The 25,095-nt window shown below is 58.6% G+C and carries 16 protein-coding genes; 7 read left to right on the top strand and 9 right to left on the bottom strand.

The features are described from left to right. The 3 genes from flgB to ACYZT2_RS08755 all read right to left on the bottom strand — a co-directional run bounded on the left by flgB (position 1) and on the right by ACYZT2_RS08755 (position 2,557). A complete protein-coding gene (gene flgB / locus ACYZT2_RS08765; protein WP_253548568.1) occupies positions 1–408 on the bottom strand; it encodes a flagellar basal body rod protein FlgB in 408 nt (135 codons plus the stop codon). A gap of 342 nt (positions 409–750) precedes the next feature. After that, on the bottom strand, positions 751–1,578 hold the full coding sequence (gene cheR / locus ACYZT2_RS08760) for a protein-glutamate O-methyltransferase CheR (RefSeq protein WP_030131810.1): 828 nt from the start codon (positions 1,576–1,578) through the stop codon (positions 751–753). A 46-nt stretch (positions 1,579–1,624) separates the two neighbouring features. Beyond that, positions 1,625–2,557 carry a chemotaxis protein CheV gene (locus ACYZT2_RS08755; RefSeq protein ID WP_461971479.1) on the bottom strand — a complete coding sequence of 311 codons (933 nt, stop codon included), beginning with the start codon at positions 2,555–2,557 and terminating at the stop codon, positions 1,625–1,627. 81 nt (positions 2,558–2,638) lie between these two features. Here ACYZT2_RS08755 and flgA point away from each other — a divergent pair, with 81 nt between their 5' ends. From flgA to ACYZT2_RS08735, 4 genes are all read left to right on the top strand, one after another. Next, positions 2,639–3,400 (top strand): flagellar basal body P-ring formation chaperone FlgA, encoded by a 762-nt coding sequence (gene flgA, locus ACYZT2_RS08750; protein ID WP_461973041.1) that lies wholly within the window; start codon positions 2,639–2,641, stop codon positions 3,398–3,400. A gap of 178 nt (positions 3,401–3,578) precedes the next feature. Further along, on the top strand, positions 3,579–3,908 hold the full coding sequence (gene flgM, locus ACYZT2_RS08745) for a flagellar biosynthesis anti-sigma factor FlgM (protein WP_461971478.1): 330 nt from the start codon (positions 3,579–3,581) through the stop codon (positions 3,906–3,908). A gap of 48 nt (positions 3,909–3,956) precedes the next feature. Then, positions 3,957–4,424 carry a flagella synthesis protein FlgN gene (locus ACYZT2_RS08740; RefSeq protein ID WP_461971477.1) on the top strand — a complete coding sequence of 156 codons (468 nt, stop codon included), beginning with the start codon at positions 3,957–3,959 and terminating at the stop codon, positions 4,422–4,424. Positions 4,425–4,512: 88 nt separating this feature from the next. Continuing rightward, positions 4,513–5,259 carry a flagellar brake protein gene (locus ACYZT2_RS08735; RefSeq protein ID WP_461971476.1) on the top strand — a complete coding sequence of 249 codons (747 nt, stop codon included), beginning with the start codon at positions 4,513–4,515 and terminating at the stop codon, positions 5,257–5,259. A 63-nt stretch (positions 5,260–5,322) separates the two neighbouring features. Here the strand turns inward: ACYZT2_RS08735 and ACYZT2_RS08730 are convergent, their stop codons facing one another. The 4 genes from ACYZT2_RS08730 to ACYZT2_RS08715 form a co-directional block, all read right to left on the bottom strand. Continuing rightward, positions 5,323–6,705, bottom strand: a complete 1,383-nt coding sequence (locus ACYZT2_RS08730) for an MFS transporter (RefSeq protein ID WP_461971475.1) — start codon at positions 6,703–6,705, stop codon at positions 5,323–5,325. A gap of 73 nt (positions 6,706–6,778) precedes the next feature. Further along, a complete protein-coding gene (locus tag ACYZT2_RS08725) occupies positions 6,779–8,020 on the bottom strand; it encodes a glutamine synthetase family protein (protein WP_461973039.1) in 1,242 nt (413 codons plus the stop codon). Between the two features lie 271 nt (positions 8,021–8,291). Further along, a complete protein-coding gene (locus ACYZT2_RS08720) occupies positions 8,292–8,984 on the bottom strand; it encodes a sensor histidine kinase (protein WP_461971474.1) in 693 nt (230 codons plus the stop codon). Then, positions 8,981–10,585, bottom strand: coding sequence for a response regulator (locus tag ACYZT2_RS08715; protein WP_461971473.1), 1,605 nt, complete (start codon positions 10,583–10,585; stop codon positions 8,981–8,983). The genes ACYZT2_RS08720 and ACYZT2_RS08715 overlap by 4 nt, the downstream gene beginning before the upstream one ends. A gap of 384 nt (positions 10,586–10,969) precedes the next feature. Here ACYZT2_RS08715 and ACYZT2_RS08710 point away from each other — a divergent pair, with 384 nt between their 5' ends. Continuing rightward, the gene (locus ACYZT2_RS08710; RefSeq protein WP_461971472.1) at positions 10,970–15,103 is read left to right on the top strand and encodes a CheR family methyltransferase; all 4,134 of its coding nucleotides are present in this window, start codon (positions 10,970–10,972) and stop codon (positions 15,101–15,103) included. 15 nt (positions 15,104–15,118) lie between these two features. Here ACYZT2_RS08710 and ACYZT2_RS08705 read toward each other — a convergent pair whose 3' ends face one another. Beyond that, positions 15,119–15,658 carry a hypothetical protein gene (locus tag ACYZT2_RS08705; protein ID WP_461971471.1) on the bottom strand — a complete coding sequence of 180 codons (540 nt, stop codon included), beginning with the start codon at positions 15,656–15,658 and terminating at the stop codon, positions 15,119–15,121. A gap of 735 nt (positions 15,659–16,393) precedes the next feature. Between ACYZT2_RS08705 and ACYZT2_RS08700 the strand changes: the two genes are divergently transcribed. Then, complete coding sequence (locus ACYZT2_RS08700) at positions 16,394–22,996, top strand: VCBS domain-containing protein (RefSeq protein WP_461971470.1); 6,603 nt, start codon at positions 16,394–16,396, stop codon at positions 22,994–22,996. A gap of 256 nt (positions 22,997–23,252) precedes the next feature. Then, positions 23,253–24,464: a phage integrase gene (locus ACYZT2_RS08695; protein WP_461971469.1), complete on the top strand. Its 1,212-nt coding sequence runs from the start codon at positions 23,253–23,255 to the stop codon at positions 24,462–24,464. Here ACYZT2_RS08695 and ACYZT2_RS08690 read toward each other — a convergent pair. Next, complete coding sequence (locus tag ACYZT2_RS08690) at positions 24,457–24,996, bottom strand: hypothetical protein (protein ID WP_461971468.1); 540 nt, start codon at positions 24,994–24,996, stop codon at positions 24,457–24,459. The two genes, ACYZT2_RS08695 and ACYZT2_RS08690, sit on opposite strands and share 8 nt — an antisense overlap. Positions 24,997–25,095 lie beyond the last annotated feature (99 nt).

The following is a 25,095-nucleotide window of genomic DNA, read 5'->3' as shown; positions in this document are numbered from 1 at the left end:
TTACTCTCCACGCAGGGCTGACACCAGCCCTTTGAATTTACTGTTGAGCAGGGTGAAGCTGGCCTGGAAGTTGACCGCGTTTTCGGCGTAATTCGACTGTTCCAGCTGGGCGTCCACGGTGTTTTGGTCGATCGACGGTTGCATCGGCGTGCGATACATCAGCGACTCGCCGCCATTGCCCAGGCCTTCAGCTTCGATGTGACGGCTGTTGGTCATGTTCAAGGCGAACTTGCCGTTTTTGGTTTTCTCGTTCTGCTCGGCGAGCACTTTCGAGAAGTCCAGATCCCGAGCCTTGTAGTTCGGGGTGTCGGCGTTGGTGATGTTGTTGGCCAGGACTTCGGCACGCTGAGCGCGGAAGCCCAAGGCTTGTTCGTGGATACCGAGCGCTTTATCGAAGCTGATGCTCATGTCGGGAAACCTTCGGGTGACCTGATTTTTCGTACGATGGATATAGCAAGCGGCGTGCCAATTCAAAAAAGCCCGTAAACCGGGGCTTTGCGCGCGGTGGCAAGGCGGCAATGCCAGAAAAGCGGCAACCGATTTCCGCCGCCTGCCGCTTTTCTGCCGCTTCTGGAGGTAAACACCTACCCCCTGTAGGAGCTGCCGCAGGCTGCGATCTTTTGATCTTGATCTTCAAAAGCAAAGTCAAAAGATCGCAGCCTTCGGCAGCTCCTACGTGATGCAAGTGCGGCAGGCATAAAAAAAGGGAGTCCTTGAGGACTCCCATTTTTTATGCCTGCCGCACTTGCATCACTTCGCCTTGTAAATGATCCCTGGGCTGCACTGGACCATCTGGTAATGATCCGGCAAACCGTTCAGCGCTTCGGACGCGCCAAGGAACAGATAACCGCCCGGCTTGAGCGTGCTGTGAATGCGCAACAGGATGTCTTTCTTCACCTCGGCGGAGAAGTAGATCAGCACGTTGCGGCAGAACACGATGTCGAACTTGCCCAGGCTCGCGTAGCTGTCCAGCAGGTTGAACGAGCGAAACTCCACCCGACTCTTGATCGGAGCCTTGATGGCCCAGCGTCCCGGCCCTTTCGGGTCGAAGTAACGTTGAAGGCGCTCGGGCGACAGACCGCGGCCGATGGCCAGGCTGTCGTACTCGCCGGTCTTGCAGTTGGTCAGCATGGTGCCGGACAGATCCGTGGCAACGATCTGCACGCCCATCTTCAACTGACCCATGTTGACCCGCTCGAACTCATCGATGGACATCGACAGCGAGTACGGTTCCTGGCCCGACGAACACGCTGCCGACCAGATCCGCAGGCGCTGGCCAGGGCTTGCCTTGATCGCCTCAGGCAATACCTTGTTCTTCAAGACTTCAAACGGATAGGTGTCACGAAACCACAGGGTTTCGTTGGTGGTCATGGCATCCACCACCATCTCGCGCAAACCGCTGCGCGGCTGGGTCTGGATGCGCTGAACCAGCTCACCCAGCGATTTGATGCCCTGCTGTTCCATCAGTTTGTTGAGACGGCTCGAGACCAGGTATTGCTTGTTTTCACCGAGCAAAATGCCACAGGCTTTTTCCAGGAAGACCCGAAACTGTTCGAAATCCAAATTACCCGTAGACAATGATGCGGCCTCTTAAATCGTGTTGACCGCCAGGGGCAAAGCGCCCCTAGCTGATATCTGCTGCTTTGATCCGGTCGACTACCCGGGATGCCAGGTCATCAGGACGGAACTTGGCCAGGAAGTCATCGGCACCGACCTTCTTGACCATCGCCTGATTGAATACACCCGACAACGAAGTGTGCAGGATGATATGCAGCTTTTGCATGCGCGGGTCGTTGCGGATCTCGGCCGTCAGGGTGTACCCGTCCATCTCCGGCATCTCGATGTCGGAGATCATCATCAGGAACTCGTCTTCCGGCTTCTTGCCCTCATCGACCAGCTTGCGCAGGTAATCCAGCGCTTGCCGACCATCGTTCAACGCCACCACTTCGACGCCGACCGTTTGCAGGCAACGGGTCACCTGCTTGCGCGCCACCGATGAGTCATCGACCGTCAGCACGCGCAAGGACAACGCCTTGTGCTGAGTCTCGACATCCACCACACCCGCTGAAATCGCTTCCGGTGTCGGTGCCACTTCCGCCAGCACCTTCTCGACGTCGATGATTTCGACTAACTGATTGTCGACCCGAGTCACAGCGGTCAGGTAGTGATCGCGCCCGGTGCCCTTGGGTGGCGGATGAATCTCCTCCCAGTTCATATTGACGATGCGCTCCACCGACCGAACCAGGAAACCCTGGGTCTTGGTGTTGTACTCCGTGATGATCACGAAGGGATTGCTCTGATCCTTCAGCGCTCCGGAACCGGTCGCCATCGCCAGATCCAGAATCGGAATGGTCGCCCCCCGAATACTTGCCACACCGCACACGACAGGACTGGACTTGGGCATCAGGGTCAGCTTGGGGCATTGCAGCACCTCACGAACCTTGAATACGTTGATCCCATACAGCTGCTGGCCGTCGAGACGGAACAACAACAGCTCAAGGCGATTCTGCCCCACCAGTTGCGTGCGCTGGTTCACCGAATCCATTACACCAGCCATGCCCAGACTCCTACACCAACGCTAAGTGTGTTGCGACGCACATTCTTCACTAAACGGCACGGCGCTTGCTTTTTAACTCTTATGAACACAGAACCGACATTTTTCCGACACCTGACATCAACCTGTCGCAGATTACTCTGCGCGATGTCGGCCGCTTGCCTGTTCAACGCTGGCAGCCCTGCCCTTGCTGACGCGGTTACCTTGCCTGACATGCTTATCGGCGTCACTCAGGGCTTTCTTGAATTCACCGTGGAAGACTATCTGGCTACCAGTCAAACGCAAGGACGCTATGAGATCGAGGTCAACCAGCTCGATCCGCGCCTGCGCATGCCTATGTGCGACAAGGAATTGACAGCCACCCTCGAGAGCCCGGCGAGGCCTCTGGGCCGGGTCACGGTCAAGGTTCGCTGCGACGGCACCTCCCCCTGGACGGTCTTCGTACCCGCTCAAGTACGGCTGTTTCGCGACATCGTGACCACCACCCGTCCCCTCAAGCGCACAGGGATTATCGAACCTCAGGACGTGACCCTGCGAGAACGCGATATCAGCCTGATAAATCAGGGTTTTCTGACTTCCGTCGATCAAGCGATCGGACAAAAACTTACCCGACCAATGGTCGCCGATCAGACCATAACCCTGGTGCATCTCGAACAGGCGGAAGTGATTCGCAAGGGCGATCAGGTGGTGATTACCGCCCGCAGTGGTACGCTCAGTGTACGTATGCCGGGTGAAGCGCTGTCCAACGGCGGCATGAGCGAACAGATTCGGGTGAAAAACCTGAACTCCCAGCGGGTCATCAAGGCGCAAGTCACCGCGCCCGGCCAGGTGGAAGTTTCTATGTGAGCGACCCTGTAAGGATCTCTGTTCGTGAAGATATGGCGCTGCCCGAGGCTGTTCCCTAAACTGTGCCGCATGCGCAAGATGCCCGGGCGCATGCACGCTCATTGATAAATGGGCCTAAAGTTTTCACAGGGAGAGCCGAAAACATGGCAAGCGTCCAAATACCCAGAGGTTTTTTGTCATGGTCATCGATTTCAGTCGTTTAAACAGCTCCTCGTCACTTACGGGCAGTACACGGACCAGCGCTGCGAAGGAAACCGCCGAAAAAGTCGGCCAATCCGCGCCGCTGAATACCCCGGCCGAACAGGCCAGTACCACCAAAAGCGGGGAATCGGTACACCTCAGCAATGAGGCTCAACAGTTGCAGAAGGTCACTGACAAGCTGCGCGATCAGCCTGCCGTCGACAAAGCCCGCGTGGCCGAGTTGAAAGCAGCGATTGCCGATGGCAGCTATAAAGTCGACAGCAACCGTGTAGCCAGCAAACTGCTCAACTTCGAAGCCCAGCGCTAGGCCACGGCCCGCGCCAGGCTTTTGGACGCTTAAAACCCAAGGCCAGCCATGCACGACACTAATTTACTGCAACTGATCATCGACGACTTTGCCCCGGCGCAACACCTGCTGGAGCTGCTGCAAACCGAGTCCCTCGCGCTGCACGGTCGCGACATGCCACTGCTCGAAGAGATTCTGGCGCAGAAACAGGCATTGATCATTTTGCTCGAACAGCATGGCCGCAAGCGCAGTGAAATCCTCGCCAGCCTCAACCTGCCGACCAATCGCCAGGGTCTGGAGCAACTTGCCAGCCATTCGAGCATTGGCGACCAGTTGCTGGCACAGAGCGACGTGCTGACCGACCTCCTGACCCAGTGCCAGGCCGCCAACGTTAATAATGGCCAGTCGATTCTGGTGCAGCAGGCCGCCACGGCCAACCAGCTGAAAATTCTCACCGGCGGCGAGCCACCAGCGCTCTACGATGCCCGCGGTTCAACCTCCAAACTCGCAAAACCACGCCCGCTCAGTCAGGCTTGAGCCTTTCAATGAGCACGCTCTATCACGACGCGAAACATGCTGGCAGAATGCTAGCCAGTAGTCATATTTGTCTGGAGATTGATGCCCCGTGTTCAATGCCTTAAGCGCGGAAGATGCTCCGCAGCCACCCAAGGTGCTCACCACGCCCCTGGAAATCTCCGGCAATCTGCGTCAGCTGCAAGACAGCCATGACCCGCTGATCATCACGTTCCACGAGCGCAGCCAGCGCTTCCAGAGTTATCTGGTGGACATCGACCGTGACAGCAACATGATCGCCCTGGACGAAATGATCCCGCGCGATGGCGAGCGCTTTCTGCTGGCCGGCGAACCGTTCAAGGTCGAAGGCTTTCACGACGGTGTGCGCATCGCCTGGGAAAGCAATGGCCCGTTGACCATCGACGAATCCGGCGATGGCCGCTGCTACCGTGGCGCGCTGCCCGACGAAGTGGTTTACCACCAGCGCCGCAATGCTTTTCGCGCTGCGTTGAAACTGGCGCAACTGGTCAATGTCGACCTGGGTGGCGACAAGCTCAAGTCGCCCGTCAGGGGCAAACTGCTGGACATCTCTGCCACCGGCTGCAAGTTGCGTTTCGAGGGCGACATCACCGCCAGCCTGCAACTGGGCCAGGTCTATGACCGTTTCGTCGCCGCCCTGCCCTTCGGTAGCATGACGGCACCGGTCGAACTGCGTTATCTGCACTTCGAAGAGAAGATCAACACCACCTTCGCCGGCGTGCGTTTTCACAACATGAGCGGCCTGGTGCAGCGCCAAGTCGAGCGGTTCGTCTATCAGCTTCAGCGCGAAGCGCGGCGCTTCGATAAAGACGATTTCTGATACACAGCTCCCATAAAAAACGGGCAGTCCCTTGCGGTGACTGCCCGTTTTTTTATGCCTTGATCAAGGCCTCGCTTCGGTAAAGCTTTGTTCGCGACCCGCGTCAGGGTCTTCTGATTCCGTATCTGTTTCAGCTTCGGTTTCGGGATCGGCGTCCGGATTGAAACCAGTCTCCGGATTGACCGGGTTCTGCATCTGATCCTGCACCACCTGCTCATCGACTCGCGGGTCCAGGCAAGCGACCAATGGCGAACTCGACATACTGTCTGGCATGGCCACGTGATGCAGCGGAGCATCGTCCACTTGATGCAGGTTGGTAACCGCTTTCGGGCGGATTCGCCACACTAGCACCAAGGCGAAAAAGCTGAAGAAGGCATAGAGCATCTGACTGCCGAACAGCTTCATCAACACCCCGGCCACCAGCGGTCCGATACTCGCGCCCACACCGTAGGTCACCAGCAGCATCGCCGTCAGCGACACCCGACGATCACCCTCGACGTGGTCGTTGGAGAACGCCACCGCCAACGGGTACAGACAAAACTGCACCAACGAACAGAAAAAACCGGCGATGAACAGCACCTCCAGCGGCACCTGTCGCATGATCGCCAGCGGCAACGCAGCCAGCGCCAGGCTAAACGCGAAACAGCGAATCAACAGCGCCCGATCATAGCGGTCCGACAGCCAACCCAACGGCCACTGCACCACCAGGCCGGCAAAAATACAGCTACCCATGAACAGACCAACCTGTTCGGTGGACAGCCCTTGCTGCGAGGCATACAGCGGCGCCAGACCGTAGAACGAACCGACGATCAAACCCGACCCCAACACCGTGCTCAACGACTGCGGCACGCGCTTGATGAAGAACCGTGGTTCCATCGGCGCCGGGTGCAAAGGCGCCGGGTGAATCCGCCGCGTCAGGGCCACCGGCACCAGACACAGGGCGAAACACAGAGCGACCAGCATCAGCAGTTCCAGGCCCAGGCCGGGGTGCATGACCAGAATCAGTTGACCCAACACTAGTCCCAGATACGAGGCGATCATGTAGCCGCTGAACACCACGCCACGCTGCTTGGCTTCTGCCTGCTCATTGAGCCAGCTTTCAATCACCATGTACTGGCACATCATGCCCAGGCCGACGATCACCCGCAAAAACAGCCACGCGGGCAGCCAGTCCACCAAACCATGGCCCAGCACTGCCGCGCCGACAATCCCGGCGCAGGCTGAATAAGCTCGAATATGCCCGACGCGGGCAATCAGCCGGTGGCCGATCTTGCCGCCCAGCACCAGGCCGAAATAGTTGGCCGCCATCAATGCACCGACCCACAGGCTGTCGACGTTATCGGCCGCCAAGCGCAGGGCAAGGTAAGTACTTAACAGGCCCGAGCCGATCAACATCATCAGCGAGGCGAAATAAAGCCCCCGAAAAGATTTCAAGATTTGGCGCATCGGCGTTCCGAGCGGCTCCTTGCAGTGAGTATCGGGCTATCGACAAAAACGATAGCCCGACGGCGACGGGTCGTCAGGCCTGGGCTGCTAGAACACGCCGTTCCCAGGGAGTAATTTCATCAAAGAAGCTGGTCAACTCCATGGTCTTCGAAGCGATGTAGCCTTCGATGAACTCCTTGCCGAACAGTTCCCTCGCCAATTGGCTACGTTTCAGACGTTCAAGAGCGGCATGCAAGGTACACGGCAACGAAAGATTATCCGGCACAACGAACTCACCCTGGATCGGCTCGCTCGGCTCCAGTTTGTTCTCGATGCCATACAACCCCGCGGCCAGGCTCGCGGCGATCGCCAGATACGGATTGGCATCGGCTCCCGGCAAGCGGTTTTCGACCCGACGAGCGACCGGTGAACTGGCCGGAATGCGCAGTCCGGCCGCGCGATTATCGTGCGACCAGCAGGCATTATTCGGCGATGCGAAAGGATGGCACAGGCGCTGATAGGAGTTCACGTTCGGCGCAAACAGCACAGTGAAATCCGCCAGGCCGGCCTGCTGACCACCGATGAAATGACGGAAGGTCGCGGTCGGCTCGCCGGCCTTGTCGCTGAACACGTTACGCCCGGTGCCGATCTCGACGATGCTCTGGTGAATATGCATTGAACTGCCCGGCGTATGCGCCAATGGCTTGGCCATGCAGACCACGATCAGGCCATGCTTGAGCGCCACTTCTTTGAGCAGATGCTTGAACAATAAGGTCTGGTCGGCCAACAGTAGCGGATCGCCGTGCAGCAGGTTGATCTCGAACTGGCTGACGCCCATCTCGTGCATGAAGGTATCGCGCGGCAAGCCCAGCGCCGCCATGCATTCGTAGACTTCATTGAAGAACGGCCGCAAGCCGTTATTGGAGCTGACGCTGAACGCCGAGTGGCCGTCCTCGCGACGACCGTCCAGGCCCAGTGGTGGCTGGAAGGGTTGCGTCGGGTCGGGGTTGGGCGCGAAGACGAAGAACTCCAGCTCGGTCGCCACCACCGGCGCCAGACCAAGAGCGGCGTATCGAGCGATCACGGCCTTGAGTTGGCCACGGGTCGACAGTTGCGAACTCTCGCCAGTCAGCTCGTCCGCATCGCAAATGGCCAGTGCACGAGGTTGCGAGCTCCAGGGCAAGCGGTGGATCTGCGCGGGATCCGGCACCAGCGCCAGGTCACCATCATCGCTGCCATAAAAACGCGCTGGCGGATAACCGCCCATGATGCATTGCAGCAGCACTCCCCGCGCCATCTGCAAACGCCGCCCTTCAAGAAATCCTTCGGCGGTCATCACCTTGCCGCGTGGTACGCCATTCAGGTCCGGCGTGACACATTCAATCTCATCAATGCCCGTCAATCGCTGCGCGAGTGAACGATGGCCATCGGTTGTCATGACGCAATCCTTGTTGTTGTACGAGCCGCGAACGGCGACTCGTACAAAATAGGCTCCGGCTGTTCGGAATATCAAGCAGCGTCAAACAAAAACCATCGATTCGTTGAATGCCAATGAATTGAAGGTCACCACAAACAATGTAGGAGTATTTCAAGTCAGAAACGGCGTCCTAGGGGAGATACAGGCTGAACACGCCGCCGCCCAACTGGCCGCCATTGCTGATTTCAGTCCGTCCACCCACGCCATTGCGCTGATGCAACGCGGCAATCCGTCCGGCAAAGTACAGGCCCAGGCCGGTGCTGCCACTGCTGTGGTTGATGCCCTGCACATAATCGGCCTGACGCTCGATCATCTCGGGCGGATAACCCTCGCCATCGTCGTTGATGGTCAGCACCAATTGCCCGGCCTCATCGCTGACGCTGATCAACAAGGCATGGCGGGCGTAACGAATGGCGTTGTTGATGCTGTTGGCAAGCACCGAGGCAATCAGCTCCCGGTCGAAGAAACCCAGTGGACTCAACGGGTCCACTTCATAGGTCGCGATGATGCCGCGGCTGGCGAATACTTCTTGATGAGCCGCCAGTTGCGCCTCAATAAAATCATCCAGCTCATGGTAGGCCGGCTGTAACGGCATCTGGTTGACGCCGAGTTTGTACAGCCCCAGCAACTGCACCAGCATGCCATTGAGGTGAGCGAACTCGAAGTCGATCACGCCCTGCTCCGGGGTGTGCTGCTGCGGATCGGGCAAGCGCGCCAGCCATTGGCTGTGCGCCTGCATCAGCATGGCCAGTGAGTTCTTCATATCGTGGACGGTGGAGGCAATCACCGTGGAAAAGTCGAGTGACGGTTCGCTGTCGATCATTCGCCGAACGCCTTGATTTTCAGTTTCTGATAGCGCGGATAACGCGCGTCGGTATCGGGCATCAGGCCGACGGTTTTCAGGCAGGCGCGACACTCTTCCAGCTCGGCCGACGGCACGCTGGTGTCGGTGCCATGCAGCAGCGACTGCGCCATGTTCAGGGCAATACTGATGTTCTTCGGCTGCAGCGCCAGGGCTTTGCGGAATACATCCCGGGCCTCCACCAGATTGCCGGTCTTGTACACCCGCACGCCCTGCCGGTTGAGGTCGGCGGCCGCGTTGCCCGAGTTGAGAATCGTCGGGTCGTCAGTCAGCTTGGCGATGCCTTTCATCACGCTCGGATCGTCGCCGTAGATCTCCGCACAGTTTTTCAGCATCGAAGCGCCGGCACTCGCCTGCCCGAGCATTTGCAGTTGTTTGGCCACCAGCAGCGCCGCTTCGGCGCTCATGAACTGCTCCATGCCATCGAGACGCATCATCGCCTGCTCGGTGAGCTTCTCGGCGGTTTCGGCATCGTTGAGCAGCAGGCTGGTGGCTTTCATCAGGCGCGCACGAATCTGCAAGCCAGGATCGGAAGGGTTCTCCTTCGCGACCGCACTCAGCGTGGTGTTGATTTCAAGGCGGGTCCGGGTGTCCAGCCCCTTCTCGCTGCCTTTGCTGATCAAGGCATGGGCCAGGCCGAGGTTGCTTTCCGCATCCTTGAAACGTGACTGCGCCCCTTGAGTCACGGCCTGGCGATAGGCTTTGGAGGCCGTGTCGAAATCCTCGTTGGCCATCGCCAGTTTGCCCAGCAACGCTTGCCGACGCACCGCCAGCGGCGACAGGCGAATAGCCTCTTCCAAGACTCTCTGCGCCCCCTTGGTGTCCCCTTCGGCGACCAGCACATCAGCCATGCCGTCGTAGAGGGCCGGCATCATCGGGAAGACTTTCAAGGCTTTCTCGTAAACGCCCTTGGCCTGGCTGACCTGACCGCGCTTGAACAGCAACTGACCCAACCCGGCAAATGCCCACGGCAATGGCCGATCAGCAATGATGCTGTCGTACAGACGCTCCAGCGCTTCGTTCTGATTCAAGTCGCGCAACGCATCGGCGCGGTAACGCAGGCACAGCGGCGAATAACGAATGTCCTGTTTGCACAGGGCGATGCAGGCATTGAGTACCTCCACCGGTTTGCCCCGGTCAAGGGCTTGCAGGATCGGTTTAAGCAAGGTCTTGCGCTGCTCCAGGCGTTCCAGACGCTGAGCCAGGCCGGAACGGTTGAACGGCTTGGTCAGGTAAGCATCAGGCTCGTGTTCCAGTGCGCTGAGCACCATCGCTTGGCTGGTTTCGGCGGTGACCATGACAAACACACTTTCATGGCTGATCAGCTTCTCGATCATCAGGTCTTCAAGTACCTGCTGACCGTTTTTCTTGCCGTCGCCCAAGTGGAAGTCCTGGAGAATGAAGTCGTAGGACTTCTGCGAGCACATGCGCAACGCCTGTTCACCGGTATCGGCGGTGTCGACGTCCTTGACGCCTAGCTCCCGCAGCATGGACCTGACGGAACTGCGGAAATCCGAGAAATCATCGACGATCAGAAAACGCTTTTGGTGATACGACAGCATCGAAGATTTCCAGGCAATTTAAGAAGAACAACCCAAAGGCAAACCACACGGGCGCATTCAGCTTCGCGGCCCTTTTTGGCGCGCAGATGATAGCGAGAGACCATAGGCTATCAAGCAATTTCGCATAAACCCGCGATGACAATTGCCGGCCGCCAGAAGTAAAAATGACAACGACTGTTCGGGTTATCGGCCAGTAGTCGCGTTCCCTTGAAGCGGCGGAAGTGCAATTGCGCATTTGCTTGTCAAAAACTTATATAAGGCCATAAACGCACGCTAAATAATTGAAGGTTTTATTGAAAAACGGGATTATTCTGTTTTATGACCCGCGCTTTTATACCCGCTTGCATGCAAAGCGTTTTACATCGCCAGCAAAGGCAGAATGAAATGACCACCCCCCCAACTCCCTCGGCCACGGCTCCCGAGCCACAGGCCTCGAGTCCCAGCACCCTGGACTTTCCGGTGGTAGGCATCGGCGCGTCGGCGGGTGGACTCCAGGCCATTAAATTGTTCTTCCAGAACATGCCTAATGACAACGGCATGGCGTTCGTGATCATTCTTCATCTGTCGCCCGACCACCAAAGCATCGCTGACAAGATCATCCAGGAATCGACCCGGATGCCGGTTCTGCAGGTCACCGAAACCGTGCCGATCGAGAAAAACCGGGTATACGTCATCTCACCGGCGCAGCGGCTGACGATGAATGACAACAACCTTGAAGTCGGTGAAAACGACCCACAACTGGGACGCCACGCCTCGATCGATCTGTTTTTCCGCGATCTGGCGCAAGTGCACCGCGAGCGCGCCTTCTGCCTGGTGCTCTCGGGCACCGGCTCCGACGGTGCGGTCGGCTTGTCGCGCATCAAGGAACAGGGCGGTATCACCCTGGCCCAAGTGCCGGAAGACGCCGAGTTCGACGGCATGCCCCGAGCGGCCATCGAGACCGGCATGGTCGATCTGGTGTTACCTGTGGAGGAAATGCCGCAAAAACTGCTGGACCTGTGGCACAACTCCCGGGAAATTACCTTGCCCGCCGCCAACGATCCGGAACTTCAATCCTTCGCGTCGGTGTCCGAGCGCGATGCAGCGTTCGCCGAACAAATGCTGCACGACATCCTGATCCAGTTGCGCACCGGCACCGGTCATGACTTCAAGCACTATAAACGCGCGACGGTATTGCGGCGGATCGAGCGCCGCATGCAGGTCACCGCCCAGCCAGATCTGGGGGCTTATTACCGTTACCTGCAAGACAATCCCGAAGAAACCAAAGCGCTGCTGGCGGACATGCTGATCGGTGTGACCAACTTCTTCCGTGATCGCGAAGCCTTTGAAGCGCTGGAGCGGGATATCGTGCCGCAACTGGTCAGCGCCGCGGTCTCGGCGCAACCTGAGAAAGAAGAAATTCGGGTGTGGTCGGCCGGCTGTTCCACCGGCGAAGAAGCCTACAGCCTGGCGATGCTGGTCAACGATCAGCTACAGCTGGAGGCCAGCCAGGCCTCGCTGCAGGTTTTCGCCACCGACATCGACGAGCGCGCCATCAGTGTCGGCCGGGCGGGTCTATACCCGCAAGCCATCGTCACCGATGTGCCGCCAACACGACTGCGGCACTACTTCATCAAGGAAGATGAACACTTTCGGATTCGCAAGGAAATCCGCGAAAAAGTGCTGTTCGCCAAACACAGCCTGTTGTCCGACCCGCCCTTCTCGCAAATCGACCTGATCGTTTGCCGTAACTTGTTGATCTATCTGGATCGCGAGGTACAGCGCGAAATTCTTCAGATGTTCCACTTTGCATTGCGCCCCGGCGGCTTCCTGTTCCTCGGCTCTTCCGAAAGCGCCGAAGCGTGTCATGAGCTGTTCACGCCAGTGGACAAACGCAACCGGATCTTCCGCGCCAAAACCGGCACCGCCAATAGCCGACGCATGCCAACCGTGCCGCGCGGTGGTTATGTGCGCACCAACATTTCCCGGCAGGAACCGCAACACGCCGTGCAACGCAAGCTGTCGTTCGCCGACATCCACCAGCGCGCCCTCGAACGCTCCGGCCCGCCGAGCATGATCGTCGATGCCAACGCCGACATCTTGCACATGAGCGAAAGTGCCGGGCGTTTCCTGCGGCATGTGGGCGGGGAATTGTCACGCAACCTGCTGACACTGATCCTTCCGGAATTGCGCCTGGAAATCCGCACCACGCTGTTTCAGGCCCAGCAGAGCGGCATGGCCGTCAAATCCCGCGAGGTGCCGCTCAAGCGTGAAGACCGACGTTACAAGGTCAGCCTGGAAGTGCAGCCCTACAAGGACGAAGAGTCGGACGGCGAGTTCGTCCTGGTGATTTTCGAGGAAGTCGAAGTCGATCCTTCGCAGACGGCCACGACCCAGCTGCAAACCGAGAGCCAGGTACTATCCAATCTTGAGCGTGAACTGCAGCGCACCAAGTTGCACTTGCAAGACACCATTGAACAATCGGAAATTTCCAGTGAAGAACTGAAAGCGTCCAACGAAGAAATGCAGGCGATCAACGAAGAACTGCGCTCGGCCACCGAAGAGCTGGAAACCAGCAAGGAAGAGCTGCAATCGATCAACGAAGAGTTGCTGACAGTCAACGACGAGCTAAAAACCAAAGTCGAAGAAACCGACAAAATCAATGGCTACCTGACCAACCTGATCGCCTCCACCGACATCGCCACGGTCTTTGTCGACCGCAGCATGCGGATCAAGTGGTTCACCCCGCGCGCCACCGACATTTTCAGCATGTTGCCGATGGATACCGGCCGTTCCCTGCTCGATATCACGCATCGTCTGCACTACGACGACCTGGCGAGTGACGCCGCACAGGTATTCGAATCATTGAACATGATCGAACGCGAACTCAGCAGCACCGACAACCGCTGGTACATCGCCCGCCTGCTGCCCTACCGCTCCAGCGAAGACCATATCGACGGCACCGTGCTGACCTTCATCGACATCACCAAACGCCGCGCGGCCGAAGAAGAACTGCGCCTGGGCGAAGAACGCATGCGCCTGGTGGCCGAAAGTACCCGCGACTACGCGATCATCACCCTCGATGAACAGGGCGTGATCACCAGCTGGAACAAAGGCGCCGAGCTGATCTTCGGCTACAGCAAGGCCGAGGCCGAAGGCGCTTATTACGACTTCATTTTTTCCGCCGAGGACCGCGCATCTGGCGTGCCCGAAACCGAACTGCAAGGGGTACGTACCCAGGGCCGTTCCGAAGATGAACGCTGGCACCTGCGCAAGGATGGCAGCCGCTTCTATTGCAGCGGCGAAGTGACCCTGCTCAACGGTGACCACCTTCAGGGATACGTGAAAATCGCCCGCGACCTGACCGGTCACAAACGCCAGCATGAAGAGCAAAGCCAACAACTGGCCGAGACGCTGAACACCAATTACCTCAAGGATGAGTTCTTCGCGGTCATGTCCCACGAACTCAAGCACCCGCTGAACCTGATCCAGCTCAATGCCGAACTGCTCAGGCGTTTGCCGGTGACCAAGTCGGTGGCACCGGCCGCCAAAGCGGTCAGCACCATTTGCGATGCCGTCAGCAGCCAGGCACGGATCATCGACGACCTGCTTGACGTCGCCCGTGTGCGTACCGGCAAGCTCAAATTGAAACCGATCGCCGTGGATCTGGCCAGTGTGCTGCGCGATATCCACGACGTCGTTCTCAACGATCGACACAGCACCACCGTCGACTTGCAAGTACCGTCGGAGCCGTTGCTGGTCCATGCCGATCCGACGCGCCTGGAACAGATCATCTGGAACCTGGTGAACAATGCACTGAAATTCACCCCACCCAATGGCCACGTGCGATTGATCGCGAGCAAGGCCGGGAACATGGCGCGGCTCGACGTCAAAGACAATGGCACCGGCATTGCGGCCGAGAATCTTGAACACGTATTCGACCTGTTCGGGCAGGCTGAGACACAGCACACCAACCACCAACGTGAAGGGCTGGGCATCGGCTTGTCACTGGTCCGTCAATTGACAGAAGCACAACGAGGGACGGTTGAGGTGAGTTCTCCGGGCATCGGTGCGGGCTGTACCTTCAGCGTTTACTTGCCGCAGGCCAACGTCGAAGGTGACACGCAAGCTGCGCCCTCGATCGACGAGGCGTCAGGAAGACTGAGCGGTTTGACGATCCTGTTGGTCGATGACTCTGCCGAGGTGCTGGAAACCTTGAAAATGCTGCTGGAAATGGAAGACGCCGAAGTCATTGCCTTCGATCGTCCGGTGGCCGCTCTGGACGCGGCGAAGAGTACCCGTTTCGACCTGATCATTTCGGATTTGGGCATGCCGGTCATGAACGGCCATGAGCTGATGAATGCACTGCGTCAGTTGCCGCTCGCCAAGGATGTGCCAGCCATTGCCCTGACCGGCTATGGCTCCAGTAGCGACATTAAAAAGGCCCGTCAATCGGGCTTTAACCAGCACATTGGAAAACCGGTTTCCTACGATGACCTGATCGCAACCATCGAGACCCTGCGCCAGCCCCAGACCTGAGGGGCCGGCAATGGCTCAGCGTAAATAGGTGCGTTGCACGCAGACGCGCCGGTCGATCGCCTGTCTCAGACGCTCCTTGTGGTAGGCCCAGACCTTGGGATCGACTTTAGGCGCACGCATGAGGTTCAACATGGCCGCTTTGGCGGCCTGATACTCCGTCCATGCGTCTTCGCAACTGAGCTTGAAACGCTCATGTTCGCTCATTTCCATCCGCCGCAGCGCCAGCACCGACTCATCGGTGATGACCGGGCCTAGCGTCAACTGCACCCGATGCGGTGCGACGAACCCCTTTGTGTCCGCCACAATATCCCTCGCGCGCTGAGCGCCCCACTGCAACGCGGCGCAGTAAGACTCATCACGATCCCTGTCGTGAAACTCCTCACACAGCATGACCCCATGGTCATCGTAAATACCTATGAACACCTGGGTGACCCCCTCATGGCTCACCCGCGCCCGCACTTCCACCTGCACGCCATCACTGAGCACTTCTTCATGGGTGTGGAGAGGTAACCGGTTATCGGTCCATAACCAGAACTGCGCGCCTCTGTGTCGCATTGCCGGGCTCCTTGTGGAGTGAGCAGTAAGGCACAGCAATGACTGACTTTCCATGTAGGTCGTCGGGTGGTTTGGGTCGAAAAAAACCGCCAGATGAATGCCCTGACGGGGCTTCTTTAACAACTGACGCTTCAATTTGAGGGCGCCCAAGCATCGGTATGACTCAGCCAGCCCATGCCGCATAAGGGTTTCAGCTCATTTGAGCCCCACCAGTGTCGAGTGTCTGCGGCCTCTTCGCCAAAAACAGATCGACATAATATTGACACCAGAACATCCACTTGTCGGAATATTGGCACATCGTACTGTTACCCTCGGTTAACACCTTTACAAAGCCTGCCCCCCCAACTAAACACACATCAAACTGATATCAGGAAAGGCCGTATCCCTGAGTCGGTGCTATCCAAAAACACGGCCTCACCCAGCCTTTCTCCAGGAGTCCCTTCCCTATGGGTACTCTCAGTCGATTGCGTGCCATCCGTAGCGCAGCCCCAGGCTGGCGTCCACGTTCCCCCGACGTGTCCTGCGATCCGCTGCTCAAGCGCGGCGAACGTCTCCATCCCCGCAATACCCGCGCGCCTCTGCTGGCAGCGCTTGTCCCGTCAGCTGGCCGGCGATGTCCGGCAGCCGACTCGCACCGCTCCTGAACAACCTGAGCAGTGCAAGAACGGGACTTCGTCCTGTTAGCAGTCCCTAACGATTCTAAAAATAAAAAAATGGCATTTTCGGGAGAAAGACATGGCTACCACCACAACGACCAGCGGCGGCACCGTTACTTCGCTTTCCAACACGCCGCAGGCGCAGGACGACATTTTCACTACCGGTGTTATTGGCACGGGCACCGCGACCATCACTGAAGACCTGCTCGGGGTCATGTACCTGAACGTCATGTCCAATGACCTCGGCGGCAACGCAAAGACACTTTGGTCACTTGATAACGCAACCAGTCTGTCGACTGCCACAAAGGTTTATGCACCGGCCGATCTCCTGATCCAGGACACGGGCAGAATTGAGGCGACGAGTACTGACACCAGTTTCAATGGGGCAAAGATCTGGATTACGTCGGATGGCAAAGTCGGCTACGACGCCGCTACGTTGTCGACGACTTTCAAGGCACAACTTCAGGCGCTTGCTGCTGGAGGGTCCCTGACGGACAGCTTTACCTATGCGATTCGTCTCGGCAACGGCACGCTCAGTTGGGCCACTGCGCAGGTGCAGTTCGCGGGTGTGAATGACAGTGTGACGATGAACATCGGCGTGCAGGCCGGCACGGTCACCGAAGATGCGACCACCACGTCGAGCCCGACCGACTCGCTGAGCGCGTCTGGCACTATTGCCTTCAGCGATGTGGATCTGAGTGACACGCATACCGCCTCTTTCGTCGCTGCCGCAGGCAATGCCACAACGCTGGGCAACTTCGCCCTTGCCCCCGTGACTGAAGCGGCCAACGCAGCCGACGGCACGGTTAACTGGACTTACACCCTGAATAATGCGGCAGCCCAATACCTGGCTCAGGGGCAGACTGCTACTGAAACCTATGTGGTCACCATCAGTGACGGGCACGGCTCGTCGACCACGCAGAATGTAACCATCACCATCACCGGCACCAACGACCAGGTGCAAATCACCAGCGGCATGCAGACCGGCGATGCCGGGGAAGACAGCGGAGACTACGCGGCCAGCGGCAGCATCACCTTCACCGACGTCGACCTGATCGATACCCACAGCGTCACTGTCACCCCGGGCGCTTCCGGTTATTTGGGCAGCTTTAGCATTAATCCACTGAGCGACAGCACCGGTACGGGCAGCGGATCGCTGAGCTGGAATTTCGCGGTGAACAACGCCGCGTTGCAGTTCCTTGGCGAAGGCCAGAGCGTCAGCCAAACCTATAACGTGGCGATTGGCGACGGCGCAGTGCAGACCGTGACCATTACCCTCTCTGGCACCAACGATCAACCGACGCTGACGATTGTCGAGAGCACTGGAGCGATGAGCGAAGGCAATGGCACGGCCACCCTGAACGACAGCGGCGCCCTGAGCTTTGCCGATCTGGACAGCACCGACACGGTGATTGTGTCGCAGACCGCCAACGGCGACATAGCCTGGAGCGGTGGCACGCTCAATACGAGCGTGGCCTCGGCACTGGTGGCCGGTTTCTCGGTCGACCAGAACAGCTGGGACTACAGCAGCAATCAGAACCTCGACTTCCTCGGTGCGGGTGAAACCATCACCTTCTCGTACGTTGTGGTCGCTACCGACGACAGCGGCGCGGCTAATGCGGCCTCGGCGACGCAGACCGTCACCATCACCATCACCGGCAGCAACGATGCGCCGGTGCTCACTTTCGCGACGGGCAACGATGCCGGCGCAGTGCAGGAAGACACAACGTTCAGCGTCAGCGGTCAGTTCAGTTCGGCCGACATCGATCACGCTGCCACCGCGACTTGGAGCATTGCCGGGACGAATGCCGGCATCTACGGTTCGATCGCGGTGGACAATACAGGCAAGTGGACTTACACCCTGGCCAATGGCACCGATGGAATCGCCAGTGCGGTGCAATCGCTGAAGGCGGGCGAGAGTCATGACGAAGTGTTCAGCGTGCAGGTCAGCGATGGCCTCGGCGGCGTGGACACTCAGTTGGTGACTGTCACCGTCACTGGCACTAACGATGCGCCAGTGCTCAGCTTCGCGGCGGGTAACGAGGCCGGTGCAGTGCAGGAAGACACAACGTTCAGCGTCAGCGGTCAGTTCAGTTCGGCCGACATCGATCACGCTGCCACCGCGACTTGGAGCATCGCCGGGACGAATGCCGGCATCTACGGTTCGATCGCGGTGGACAATACAGGCAAGTGGACTTACACCCTGGCCAATGGCACCGATGGAATCGCCAGTGCGGTGCAATCGCTGAAGGCGGGCGAGAGTCATGACGAAGTGTTCAGCGTGCAGGTCAGCGATGGCCTCGGCGGCGTGGACACTCAGTTGGTGACTGTCACCGTCACTGGCACAAACGATGCGCCGGTGCTCAGCTTCGCGACGGGCAACGATGCCGGCGCGGTGCAGGAAGACACCACGCTCAGCGTCAGCGGTCAGTTCAGCTCGGTCGACATTGATCATGCTGCCACCGCGACTTGGAGCATTGCCGGTACGAATGCCGGCATCTACGGTTCGATCGCGGTGGACAATACAGGCAAGTGGACTTACACCCTGGCCAATGGCACCGATGGAATCGCCAGTGCAGTGCAATCGCTGAAGGCGGGCGAGAGTCATGACGAAGTGTTCAGCGTGCAGGTCAGCGATGGCCTCGGCGGCGTGGACACTCAGTTGGTGACTGTCACCGTCATTGGCACTAACGACGCCGCCGAGCTGTCCTCGGCCAGCGTCACGCTGACCGAAACCAATGCCCCGCTGACCACCAACGGCACCTTGACCATCAGCGACATCGACAGCGCCGCGACCTTCGTCACGCAGTCCAACACCGCCGGCAGTTATGGCCAATTCTCCATCGGCGCTGGCGGTGCCTGGACTTACGTCGCCAATAGCGCCCACAACGAGTTCGTCGCCGGCACCACCTACACCGATACCTTCGCGGTGAGCAGCGCCGACGGCACCCTCACTTCGGTCACCGTGCATATCCTCGGGACCAACGATGCCGCGCTGTTGTCCGCCGACATCGCCAACCTGACCGAAACCAATGCCCCGCTGACCACCAACGGCACGCTCACCATCAGCGATGTCGACAGCGCCGCAACCTTCGTCGCGCAGTCCAACACCGCCGGCAGTTATGGCCAATTCTCCATCGGCGCTGGCGGTGCCTGGACTTACGTCGCCAATAGCGCCCACAACGAGTTCGTCGCCGGCACCACCTACACCGATACCTTCGCGGTGAGCAGCGCCGACGGCACCGTCACCTCGGTCACCGTGCATATCCTCGGGACCAACGATGCCGCGGTGTTGTCCGCCGACATCGCCAACCTGACCGAGACCAACTCCCCGCTGACCACCAGTGGCAACCTGACCATCAGCGACGTCGACAGTGCTGCGACCTTCATCGCGCAGTCCAACACCGCCGGCAGTTACGGCAAGTTCTCCATAGGCACTGACGGTACCTGGAGCTATGTCGCCAATAGCGCCCACAACGATTTCGTCGCGGGCACCACCTACACCGACACTTTCGCGGTAAGCAGCGCCGACGGCACCCTCACCTCGGTCACCGTGCATATCCTCGGCACCAACGATGCGGCGGTGTTGTCCGCCGACATTGCCAACCTGACCGAAACCAATGCCCCGCTGACCACCAACGGCACGCTCACCATCAGCGACGTCGACAACCCGGAAACCTTCCAGGCCCAATCCGGTACCGCCGGCACCAACGGAACCTTCGCCATCAATACCGCGGGCAACTGGAGCTATACCGCCAACTCGGCCTTCGACGCACTCAATGTCGGCGACAGCCTGACCGATACTTTCACGGTACTCAGTGCCGACGGCACCGCGACCGCAGTGACGGTCACCATCAACGGCAGCAACGACTCGCCGACGATCACCTCCAATGGCGGTGGTACGACGGCTTCGGTCAGCATGGCGGAGAACACCACAGTAGTCACAACCGTGGCGGCGACCGATGCCGATCTACCAGCGCAAACTCTGAGCTACAGCATCGTTGGCGGAGCAGATGCCGCGAAGTTCTCGATCGTTTCAGGCTCGGGCGCACTGAGCTTTGTCTCTGCACCTAACTTCGAGGCGCCAACTGACTCGGGAACGAACAACATCTATGACGTGATTGTGCGGGCGTCGGACGGCACGCTGTTTGATGACCAAGCGCTCGCCGTGAGCGTGACGGGCGTCAACGATAACAGCCCGGTGATCACCTCCAACGGTGGTGGTGCGACGGCTTCGATCAACGTGGCGGAGAACACCTCGGCGGTCACGACAGTGGTGGCGTCCGATGCTGATCTTCCAGCGCAAACGCTGAGCTACTCGATCCTGAATACGGCCGGGACAGACTTCAGCAAGTTCTCGATCAGCTCGAGCGGAGTGCTGACGTTCAAATCGGCGCCGGATTACGAGAATGCCCAGGATGTCGGTGGTGCAGACGGTGATAATGCCTATGTTGTGGGCGTTCAGGTGGCCGACGGCAATGGCGGAATCGACACGCAGACGATTACGGTAAACGTGCAGAATGTAGTTGAGACTCCAATTGATACCGTGGCGCCGACGGTGACAGTGACGGGCACGGCGTTAGGGAACTCGATCGGTTCAGTATCGACAATCACTTTCCAGTTCAGTGAGGCCGTCAGCGGTTTCAACCTTGCGGACGTCACGGTGAGTGCATCGGGGGCAACGCCCCGCGCAACCTTGAGCAACTTCACGCAGGTAGACGGCGATACCTACACGGCGACGCTGACTAGAACACAATCTGGTAGCGTGAAAGTCGACGTTACCGCAAACAGCTACACCGACCTGGCGGGTAATGCGGGTGCTGCCGGGAGTAGTGCAAACCTTCCGGCAGGCGTTGCCGGCGAACCTATCAATTTAGCCCTCACCACTCCGTCGACCGATGTTAGTGGCCCAATAACGGTCTCAATCAGCGGTGTTCCCTCGGGATGGATATTCAATGCGGGAACCGACAACGGCAATGGCACCTGGACCGTGCAGACCAGCGATCCTGGCGCATTGACTGTGACAACCCCAGACGACTTCGCGGGCGCGTTGGTACTTGATGTCAACATGTACTGGAGCAACAGCGACGGCAGCGACGGCAGCGCCTATGTGTTCAACAACGTCGAAGTCTACGCCCCCGGCGCGCCAATCTTCGCCTTGTCCGCTGACGACAACCTGACTGGCTCGTCCGGTGCCGACACTTTCGTCTTCGCCCAGCCGATCGGTAACAATCAGATCTACAGTTTCGATGCCGCGGCAGACAAAATCGACTTGATCGGCTTCTCAGGCATCAATAGCTTTGCTGATTTAAGTATCACTAACGACGCCAACGGCAATGCGCTGGTCAGCATCGGCTCTGGCCAGTCGGTCACCCTGAAAGGTGTCGATGCGGTTGACTTGAGCGAAGCGAACTTCCAGTTCGATGTGGACCCGGTCATGACCAATGCCGGTACCCTCACCATTGCCGACGGCGCGATCATGCCGTTCGGTGGCAGCATTCATAACAGCGGCACCATCGAACTCGGCTCCACCGGCAGCGAGACCAATCTAGAGATTCTGTTCCGTGGCGCGACCTTGACCGGTGGTGGCCAAGTACTGCTATCCGACAGCGCGCAAAACGTGATTTTCGGCGGCAGCGCCGACACCGTGCTGACCAATGCCGACAACCGTATTTCCGGCGCAGGCCAGTTGGGCGCCGGGCAGATGGTATTGGTCAATGCAGGCCTGATCCTGGCCAGCGGGCTGAACAGCCTGGTGCTCGACACCGGCACCCACACCATCACCAACAGCGGAGTGCTGGAGTCCACGGGTGAAGGCGGCATGACGGTAGCCAGTGCGGTCGACAACTCCGGCCACTTGTGGGCCAACGGTGGCGACATGCGCCTGCTGGCCGACGTGATGGGCAACGGCAGCGCCACTATCGACGGCGACGCGACGCTGACCTTTGCCGGCGCCGCACACGGGTCCGTTGCCTTCCACGGCGAAGGCGCGGGCTCGTTGGTGATCGCACAAGCCGAAGCGGCGGGCTCGCTGGTCGGCATCCTCGGCCTGGAAAGCGATGACATGCTGACCTTCGGCGATCTCGCCTTCGGCGCCAACACCCAACTCAGTTACAGCGCCAATGCCTCTGGCGCCGGCGGCCTGCTGACGGTGGATGATGGCACGCACCGGGCTGAGGTGAATCTGCTGGGGCACTACACAGTGGAGGACTTCCAGCTCACCGACGGCGAGGCCGGTACCCAAGTCAGTTACCACGGCGAATCCAGCGGCACACTGGTGGGTAGCATGGCGGCGGACGTCCTCAGTGGCGGCGACGGCAACGACATCCTCGCGGGTCGTGGTGGGGAGGACACGCTCAGCGGCGGCGCGGGAGCCGATATGTTCGCCTACCTCAATGCGAACGAAGGTGGAGACACCATCCTCGACTACAACTTCGCCGAAGGTGACGCGCTCGACCTCTCTGCACTGCTCAGCGCCAACTTCGTTAGCGGTGTCAGCCAGGCGTCCGACTTCGTCCAACTGGCGCAATCGGGCAGCGACATCACCGTGAAGGTGGATACCGACGGCACAGCCAATGGTACGAACTTCGCCGATGTGGCGGTCCTTGCCAACACTGGCACGAGCGGTACCGATCTGGTGCGTACCTGGTTTGGGGAGGCTGACCATACGCTGACGGCTTGATGTTGGGCTGGGGTTGAATCCACCGCTGCAGACAGCCACAAAAAAGCCCCACCAGATCACTCTGCGTGGGGCTTTCAAATAGATGGTGTCCCAGGGCAGGTTCGAACTGCCAACCTTCCCCTTAGGAGGGTCAATTTAGAAGCCGCCCGGCTTGAGGTAGGCCAGTATCTACGGGGCTTCTCGTCCGGTTGCGTCCGTGAAAACGGCCCCGTATAGTTCTTTTTGCTGCCACGGTGCTGTCACGGAGCTGTACTGCTTGAAAACGAAGATCACCCAAAAACTCATCAACAGCCTGCCCACTGAGCCGAAGGCTTACCGCGTTCATGACATTGTACAGCCCGGCCTGTTCATCCGTGTGCTGCCGAGTGGGCATAAATCGTACATGGTCACCTGGGGCCGCAACAAGAATGCCACCCTCGGCCGCGTCGGAGTGGTGACGCTCGATCAAGCGCGCACCGAGGCTGCCCAGTATCTTGCCGATGCGCACGCCCATGGCGAGCCGTTGGCCATCGCTCAGGGGCGGAAAGGCGTCGCCCTCCCCTCCTTGCGCCAGTTCATCGACGACACCTATATGCCCTGGTTCAAAACGCACCACAAAGGGCATGAGAAAACCCTGCACACGCTCGACAACAACTTCGAGGCGATCATGTCTCAGCGTCTCGACTCTATCACTGGTCGCGATCTTGAGCAGATCCGCACCCGATGGATGCAAGCCGGCAACAAGCCATCGACAGTGAATAGAAAAATGGGCTCGATCAGCGGCGTGTTCAGCCGGGCCGTTGAATGGGAGTACATCGCCGCGCATCCGCTGACCAAGCTGAAACAGCTCAAGGTCGACTCAATGGGCAAGGTTCGATATCTGGACCAAGATGAAACCAAGCGCCTGCGCGAAGCTTTGGACGCGCGCCAAGATAAAGCGCGGGCCGAGCGCGAGACTGCGAACAAGTGGCGGGCAGACCGTGGTAAAGATCAAATGCAAAATTTGCTGGAGCTGCCTTTCACTGATCATCTGAAGCCCATGGTGCTGGTGTCACTGAATACCGGCATGAGACGAGGTGAGCTGTTCGACCTGAAATGGTCGGCGGTGAACTTCCCCACTAAGACGATCACTGTTGCCGGTTCCACCACCAAAACGAGCGACACGCGGCATATCCCGATGAACAAAGAAACTTTCGGCGTACTGGATAATTGGAAAAAGCAGGTCGGGAAGTCTCGATACGTTTTCCCGAGTCAGGCCGGTGGCCGCCTGGAGGATGTTAAAAGTGCCTGGCTCAATCTAATGTCGCGCGCCAAGATCGAGGGCTTCCGCTGGCACGATATGCGTCACGACTTTGCGTCACGCCTAGTAATGGCCGGCGTACCGCTCAACACGGTACGGGATCTGCTGGGGCACGCCGATATCAAGATGACACTCCGATATGCCCACTTGGCGCCGGAAACAAAAGCCGCCGCGGTTGAACTCATTTAGCCAGAGATTGAGCCCGCATACTTTTGTAATCGGCATAACCCGGCTGAAGCGGCTTGTTGTTTGCCAGAAACTTCACATACTCCTCAACAATTGGCCACTCCTTCTCTACCAAGGCAAGGTTCACCCGAGACTGCATTCGCGGCTTGAATCCAAATTTCTCTGTCGAACCGTTCAAATCCCCGAAAATATCGAATTCCCCATCGAAATACTTATCGCCATTGATAAACATAGCGACCATCGATAACTCCTCTCCGGCGAAATCCGGCCCGAGCGTTCCTGCGCGTAGCTTGTAGAGAGTTTCATTCTCCGACCAGATTGCAGTAAATGCGACCATGAAACTGATTTTTCCCAGATCCTTTTGCGGAGAGTTAAACGGGTTCGTGATGGTTCTGTCATTCATCCCATTCTCAAGGCATGACTCTAGGATCTTCACGATTTTCTCGTTACTAGATGCCGCCAGCAGTTCAAGCGCAGCTTTAAGGTAGGGGTCGACCCTAGCCGATAGAACAACCTTCTTCGAACGATTTGCCATTTACTCGCCTCGCGATGTCTACAAACTTTTTGCTTGCAGATGATGTTACTTACAAATAGGATGTTTACGTCCGGACCAGTATCGTACAGTCCGCCCCAC

The sequence above is a fragment of the Pseudomonas sp. MDT1-85 genome (assembly GCF_054898065.1).
The sequence above is the reverse complement of the archived record's forward strand: the minus strand, read 5'-3'. Positions and strand labels throughout refer to the sequence as shown.